This is a genomic window from Paenibacillus sp. UMB4589-SE434, from assembly GCF_030226685.1.
GTDB lineage: Bacteria > Bacillota > Bacilli > Paenibacillales > Paenibacillaceae > Paenibacillus_B.
In genome coordinates this window covers 286377-293149 of sequence record NZ_JASOYK010000006.1, presented here as the reverse complement: position 1 = coordinate 293149, position 6773 = coordinate 286377, and the positions used below count along the sequence as shown (strand labels likewise).

General features: G+C 46.7%; 5 protein-coding genes. 2 read left to right on the top strand and 3 right to left on the bottom strand.

The genetic code is table 11. The features are described from left to right. Positions 1-404: hypothetical protein (locus QP775_RS19945; protein WP_285108637.1), on the bottom strand; the 404-nt coding region annotated here is incomplete at its 3' end. Between the two features lie 751 nt (positions 405-1155). Between QP775_RS19945 and QP775_RS19940 the strand changes: the two genes are divergently transcribed. After that, on the top strand, positions 1156-2010 hold the full coding sequence (locus QP775_RS19940; RefSeq protein ID WP_285108635.1) for a GRP family sugar transporter: 855 nt from the start codon (positions 1156-1158) through the stop codon (positions 2008-2010). A 131-nt stretch (positions 2011-2141) separates the two neighbouring features. Here the strand turns inward: QP775_RS19940 and QP775_RS19935 are convergent, their stop codons facing one another. Continuing rightward, positions 2142-4037 carry a PrkA family serine protein kinase gene (locus QP775_RS19935; protein WP_285108633.1) on the bottom strand — a complete coding sequence of 632 codons (1896 nt, stop codon included), beginning with the start codon at positions 4035-4037 and terminating at the stop codon, positions 2142-2144. Positions 4038-4353: 316 nt separating this feature from the next. Between QP775_RS19935 and QP775_RS19930 the strand changes: the two genes are divergently transcribed. Then, positions 4354-5343: a DUF2161 family putative PD-(D/E)XK-type phosphodiesterase gene (locus QP775_RS19930; RefSeq protein WP_285108631.1), complete on the top strand. Its 990-nt coding sequence runs from the start codon at positions 4354-4356 to the stop codon at positions 5341-5343. 175 nt (positions 5344-5518) lie between these two features. Here QP775_RS19930 and QP775_RS19925 read toward each other — a convergent pair whose 3' ends face one another. Further along, on the bottom strand, positions 5519-6727 hold the full coding sequence (locus QP775_RS19925) for an aminotransferase-like domain-containing protein (protein WP_239331964.1): 1209 nt from the start codon (positions 6725-6727) through the stop codon (positions 5519-5521). Positions 6728-6773: the final 46 nt, after the last annotated feature.

Genomic DNA, 6773 nt, shown 5'->3' with positions numbered 1-6773 from the left:
GCCGTGATGCTTTGCACTTGGCCGTACGGCTGGAAGCTTTGCGGCACTACATTTTGGTGCGCGCCATGTGTCTGTGCTGTGATGCTTTGTACTTGGCCGTACGGCTGGAAGCTTTGCGGCACTACATTTTGGTGGGCGCCATGTGTCTGTGCTGTGATGCTTTGTACTTGGCCGTAGGAGCCATCTGAAGACTGTTGTGCATACCCACCCGTTGCAGATCCATAACCAAGACCTTGTTGATTGGAAGTATAAGATGCTTGACCCCCATAGCCGCCAGAAGCGTAACCACCACTCAAGAGCGTTCCCGATTGATAAGATGCTTGTCCAGCATTGTTAGCATATGCTGTGGAAGCTTGATAAGGTGCATTGGATGGGTAGGATTGACCTATTTGTTCATGTGGCAAACTAATTCCTCCTCATATGTTGAAATGTGTGGTCCGCGAACAGACTACATTCTGCCGTTATGTCGACGCTGTTAGTATGATACTAACCAGGTACATTATGCATTTCGAACAAGTCATTTTAAAAATTTCAAGTAATCCCCTAATAATGTAAATGACTTAATTAAAATGAATTTCATTTACAAAAATGTATCAATTGTATGTTATACCGAATTAATAGTAGAATAGGATGGTATGTGGTCAGGATCATAACAAATATACTTATTGCTGGAGAAAGAGAAAGAGAAAGAGATACATCATGTTCGAATGGAATAACTTCTGACGCGTTCGCTTATTTGGAACTAGCGTACTTATTTAGGGGATTATTCCTTACTTATGCAAAGAAGCGGACATAAAACAGATTCCATAGTTTTCATGGCAACTTCCCCATGTGATGTATGCCCTAATTATCGGAATGGTGATCGGCTCGTTGTATGTCGTCTTCCCTCGCATACCAACTTCAACAGGAGCAGCAGTGATCAGTATATTTACCTTAATAACGGGGCTCGGTAGTACCTTATTCCTAAGCAGAGCGAACGTCTAACCATTCATTGCGAAGTACGTTATTGGACATGATAAAAGGGTGTCTTGCTGCTGACCAGCCGGACACTCTTTTTGAGCTTATATATCGTTACATATCCTCTTCGCAGAACAGACACCTTTGATGAAGCACTTGTAGCTTCATATACTTCAACATTTGAAAAGAGGATGATTTATGGATATCTTGTTAGCCCTTATTCCTGCTTTTACTTGGGGAACCCTGCTGCTTCTCAGCTCTTATTTCGGCGGCAAACCTCATCATCAACTTATAGGCATGACGATAGGAGCGCTTATCTTTGCTCTAGGCGTATTTTTCATCAAAGCACCTGAGCTCACGCCTGTCATCTGGGTTGCCGGCGCTCTCTCTGGCGTACTCTGGTCAGTTGGTCAGTACAATCAATTTAGCAGTGTCACTTATCTTGGGGTATCTCGAACTGTCCCCATCTCAACAGGCATGCAATTATTTGCCACGACGGCATTTGGCGTGTTTGCATTTGGCGAATGGAAGACGACGACCGCGGTTATTCTAGGTATTATCGCAATTGCCTGTATTCTGATAGGTGTCATATTTACAGTTAAAAATGATAAAAACAGTGAGGGCAATGGCGAGCAGCATATTAGAAAAGGATTGGGCACCTTGCTCGTGTCTACAATCGGTTACGTAGGATACGTAATTGTTATACGGTGGTATAACATTGACGGTTGGGCTGTTCTGTTGCCGCAGGCCATCGGGATGTTTGCAGGTGCTGTTGTCTTTACTTGGAAACATAAACCTTATACCCGATATGCGTTTCGCAACATTTTCACTGGAGTCTGGTGGGGAATCGGTAATCTCGGTTTGCTTATCTCATTGCCGCGGATTGGTGTCGCTACTAGCTTCTCTCTGTCCCAGACAGGCATTATATTATCTACATTAGGCGGTATTTATTTGCTGGGTGAAAAGAAATCCAAACGACAAATGGCCTATGTTATTATAGGCTGCGTCTTAATTGTAGTTGGAGGCGTCATGATTGGGTTAACCAAAGAGTAATCTCTCTAGATATAATAAGTATAAGATCCTGTACAACATCATACTTAAACACAACAGGGAGGAAACCTACTAGGCTTCCTCCCTGTCTTATAATCATCACTTATTTCATGATCATCCATTTCTTAACTCAACTATCGATTCAGCAAGCTCCCAACATATCTCAGCAGTTCATTGGCGCATACAGGGCAGTAACCATGCTCATCGATAAGTCGTGCCGACACCTCATTAATACGCTTCAATTGATTCTCATCTGGTGTCTTCGTAGACGTTGTAATCTTCACGATATCTTTCAGATCTGAGAATAACTTCTTCTCAATCGCTTCCCGCAACCTGTCATGGCTGTTATAGTCGAATTTACGGCCTTTGCGTGAATAAGATGACAAACGAATCAGTATTTCTTCACGGAACGCTTTTTTAGCATTCTCAGACACGCCAATTTGTTCCTCAATTGAACGCATCAACCGCTCATCCGGCTCCATCTCGTCGTCCGTCAACGGATCGCGGATTTTCTTCCAATTACAAAACGCTTCTATGTTGTCGAGATAATTCTCGAACAGCGTCTTCGCAGACTCTTCAAAGGAGTATACGAACGCCTTTTGAACTTCCTTCTTCGCCAACCCGTCGTATTCCTTGCGAGCGACAGAAATGAAGTTTAAGTAACGTTCCCGTTCTTCCTTGGTTATGGAAGCGTGCTGATCCAGTCCATCCTTAATTGCTCTCAGCACATCCAACGCGTTAATGCACGACAGATTCTGTTTAATAAGTGCACTGGAGATGCGGTTAATGACGTAACGCGGATCAACGCCTGACATTCCCTCTTCTGAAAATTCGCTTTGCATCTCCTTTAGGTCGTTCTCTTTGTAACCTTCAACCTCTTCCCCATCATACATACGCATTTTCTTCAGCAGGTCCATGCCTTGTTTTTTGGTTTCCTTCAGCCGTGTCAAAATAGAGAATATAGCAGATGCCTTCAGCGCATGAGGAGCAATATGAATATGACTCATGTCACTTTGACTGATTAGCTTGCTGTATATTTTCTCTTCTTCCGTTACTTTTAAGTTATACGGGATCGGCATCACGATCATCCGAGACTGAAGCGCCTCATTTTTCTTATTTGAAATAAAGGATTTGTATTCAGATTCGTTAGTATGGGCGATGATAAGTTCATCCGCGGAAATAAGCGCAAACCTCCCCGCCTTAAAGTTGCCTTCTTGAGTAAGAGAGAGCAGATTCCAAAGAAATTTTTCATCACATTTTAACATTTCCTGAAATTCCATAAGCCCCCGATTCGCTTTGTTTAACTCGCCATCAAAGCGATAGGCTCGAGGATCCGATTCAGAGCCAAATTCGGTAATCGTGGAAAAATCAATGCTGCCTGTCAGATCTGCAATATCCTGCGACTTCGGGTCAGACGGACTAAACGTCCCGATGCCGACACGGTTTTCCTCTGAGACCAGCACGCGTTCTACCGCTACCTGCTCGATGTCTCCTTCGAATTCAGTCCGAAGCCTCATCTGGCAGGAGGGGCACAGATTCCCCTCAATGCGAACGCCCAGTACACGTTCTACTTCCGGTCTTAATTCGTTAGGTATTAAATGTAGCGGGTCCTCATGCATAGGGCAGCCCTTAATCGCATAAACAGCTCCACGTTCTTGACGTGTGAACTGCTCCAAACCACGCTTTAGCATCGTGACAATTGTTGATTTCCCTCCACTGACAGGACCCATTAACAACAAGATCCGTTTACGTACATCTAATCTTTTGGCAGCCGAATGAAAGTACTCCTCGACTAGCTTTTCGATGGCACGATCCAGTCCGAAAATTTCCTTTTCAAAAAACTTATATCGATTGTGGCCATCAACCTCTTCCACGCCATGTGACGCGATCATCTCATAGACCCTTGAATGAGCGGTCATCGCTGGCGAAGGGTCGTGACGCAGCAATTCAACATATTCTTTAAATGTGCCGGTCCAGCCTAACCGTTCGCTCTCGGCGCGGTGTTCAGCAATCCGTTTGAAAATGTCCATCCCACTAACCTCCCATGCTCCCGATTTGCTACATTGCCCTCCAACACCGTCTCTGTCTACCCTTGCTGGATATACTCGCCTGTCACGCGAATGAACAGTTCGTCATGACTGTCTAACGACTAAATAACTAAAGTGTATTACAATCCTATGCGAGCGCTTTGGATTAGTTTCTCGAAATTTTTCTCGTTAAAGGTTGTCTGGACATCATGTCAGGTCTGCAATCAGGGCTCTTCTTGGCATGCTATAATAAAGCAAGTACACATGAGAAGGTAATCACACGTGTGAAGTGGACGTGCTGTATACGGGAGGAATGTATATGCCTTCTGCCAACAATGGTAGCTTGAGCAAACAGGTACGTAAGGAGACAGATTTATATGCTCCTATCAAATCCTACTGGGAAAGTCGGGGATTCGAGGTGCGGGCAGAAGTACGCCACTGTGATGTTGTTGTGCTTCACCCTAGCATGCCAGAGCATCCCATCATTATAGAAATGAAGGCCTCTATTAATTTAACGCTGCTCTTGCAAGCGATGGAACGGCTGAAGATCTCTTCCGACGTCTACATCGCCGCTGAGCAAAAACGAGGCAAACAAGCAGGACGTCGAAGGCTGAACGCTATCGCTGACATCTGCCGCCGACTTGGTTTAGGACTAATGACGGTCACTTTTTATACGAGGAAAACCCCATTTGTTGAGGTGTTTTGCCACCCGTCGCGTGTAGCAGCGGGGTTGGCGGAAGGCAGCTTGGCAGACCAAATTCCACGGCAGCACAAGACTGAACTACAATCCGACCAGGCAGCAGGACAAGAAACAATCATGCACACTGAAGCAGAAGTAGACACAAGGGATCAGACTCAATCGCCTAGCACATCTATAGTCTTGAGTCCCGGTGCATCCACATACGAAATACAGGATGGTGGAGCAGTGAACTACTCTGTTAATAGTGACGATAGGGGCAGCAAGGCAGCACCTAAGCCCAAAGTTCGCGCAGCTCGCCAGAGCAAGCTGCTGCGCGAATTCGCCGAACGGAGCGGCGACTATAATGTCGGCGGCAGCACAAAGCGGCCGCTTATGACCGCATACCGTGAGAAGGCGCTGCGCTTGGCGGCCGCGTTAGCCGAAGGGCCGAATCAGCCGGCAAGGCTGCGTGAGCAGAGCGGCGTCGGGGATGCTGCCGCGATCTTGCAGCACAACTATTACGGCTGGTTCGAGCGTATCAAGCGAGGGGTCTACACGCTTACGCCCGAGGGCACTACGGCGCTTGAGCGTTATGCAGATGTGCTTGCAAGCAGCATAGACAAGCCGTAGCGCAGACTTTAGAACGGTGCAAGCTGCACCTTAAGACTGCGACCACGAGCTGTTATCCACTGCGACGCCCGCCGCACATCAAAAAAAGAGCAAGCGAGGAATGAACCGATCCTCACTTGCTCCAGGCGGAATGAAGCTGTATAACTTGATTCATTCCGCTGTCATACGGCCGTGTCTACACGTGACGGCCGAGAAACTCTCCAACAGCTTCGCCCAGACGATCCATCCCCGTATGGATGACCTCAGGCTCCGCAAAGGAATAATTCAGCCGCATCGTATTCCGTTTGGCTTCGCCCGCAAAAAACGGCGTTCCCGGCACAAATGCAACTCCTTTGCCAACTGCGCATTTCAGCAGTGCCTCCGCATCCAATCCTTCCGGCAGCTCCACCCAGAAGAACATACCGCCTTGCGGCATCTTCCACACAGCTTCGCGCCAAGGAACGTCCTGCTGCAGATGTGTGGCCATCGTTTCCATTCGTTCTTTATATACAAGCGACAGCTTATGTATATGGTCATCCAAAGAGAACGTGTCCGATTCCAGCAGTTCACTAAGTATCAGCTGATCGAATACACTTGAATGTAAATCTGAAGACTGCTTGCCGCGTGCCAATCGTTGAATAACACGCTTATCGGCAACAATCCATCCGGTCCGCATGCCTGGTGTCACCGTCTTGCTGAATGTACTCGTGTAAGCAACGATTCGATTGGCTGCATTTCCTTCTAATGCCGCAATATTGGGCACCTTGTTGTTGCTAAACCGCAGCTCTCCGTAAGGATCATCCTCCAAGATCAGCACTTCATGCTCGGTGCATAGCCGCAGCAGCACCTCACGCCGCTCTACACTCCATACACGTCCCGTTGGATTGCTAAATGTTGGCACTACATACACAAACTTAGGTTTATATTTCTTCAGCTTCGCTTCAATATCCTCAGGAATCATCCCGTAATCGTCACTTTCAACACCGATCACGTTTGCCCCGTACAATTGAAGCACCTGCAAACAGGCTAGATAAGTCGGATTCTCCACTAGCACTACGTCACCGGGATCAATCATCGCCTTGGCAAATAAGTCCAAAGATTGCTGCGATCCAGATGTAATCATGATCTCGTCAAGCTCAACGGGTATATTTCGATAGGTAATCATACGTTTGGCTACCCGTTCCCGTAGTGATGTCGCACCTTCAGTTAACCCATATTGGAATGCTTGGGTTCCCATACGGAACACCTGTTCAGAAGCTGATTTAAGCGCATCGATCGGAAACCATTCCTCTGCAGGTAATCCTCCTGCAAAAGAGATAATCCCTTGTCCTTGTGTCAGCTTTAAAATATCTCTCACTGCCGAGCTTTTTACGGCTTCAATCCGTGAGGAAAATGAGTATTTCATTATATACCGCCCCTTTCACTATTTCCAAAATATACACCTATGCCCG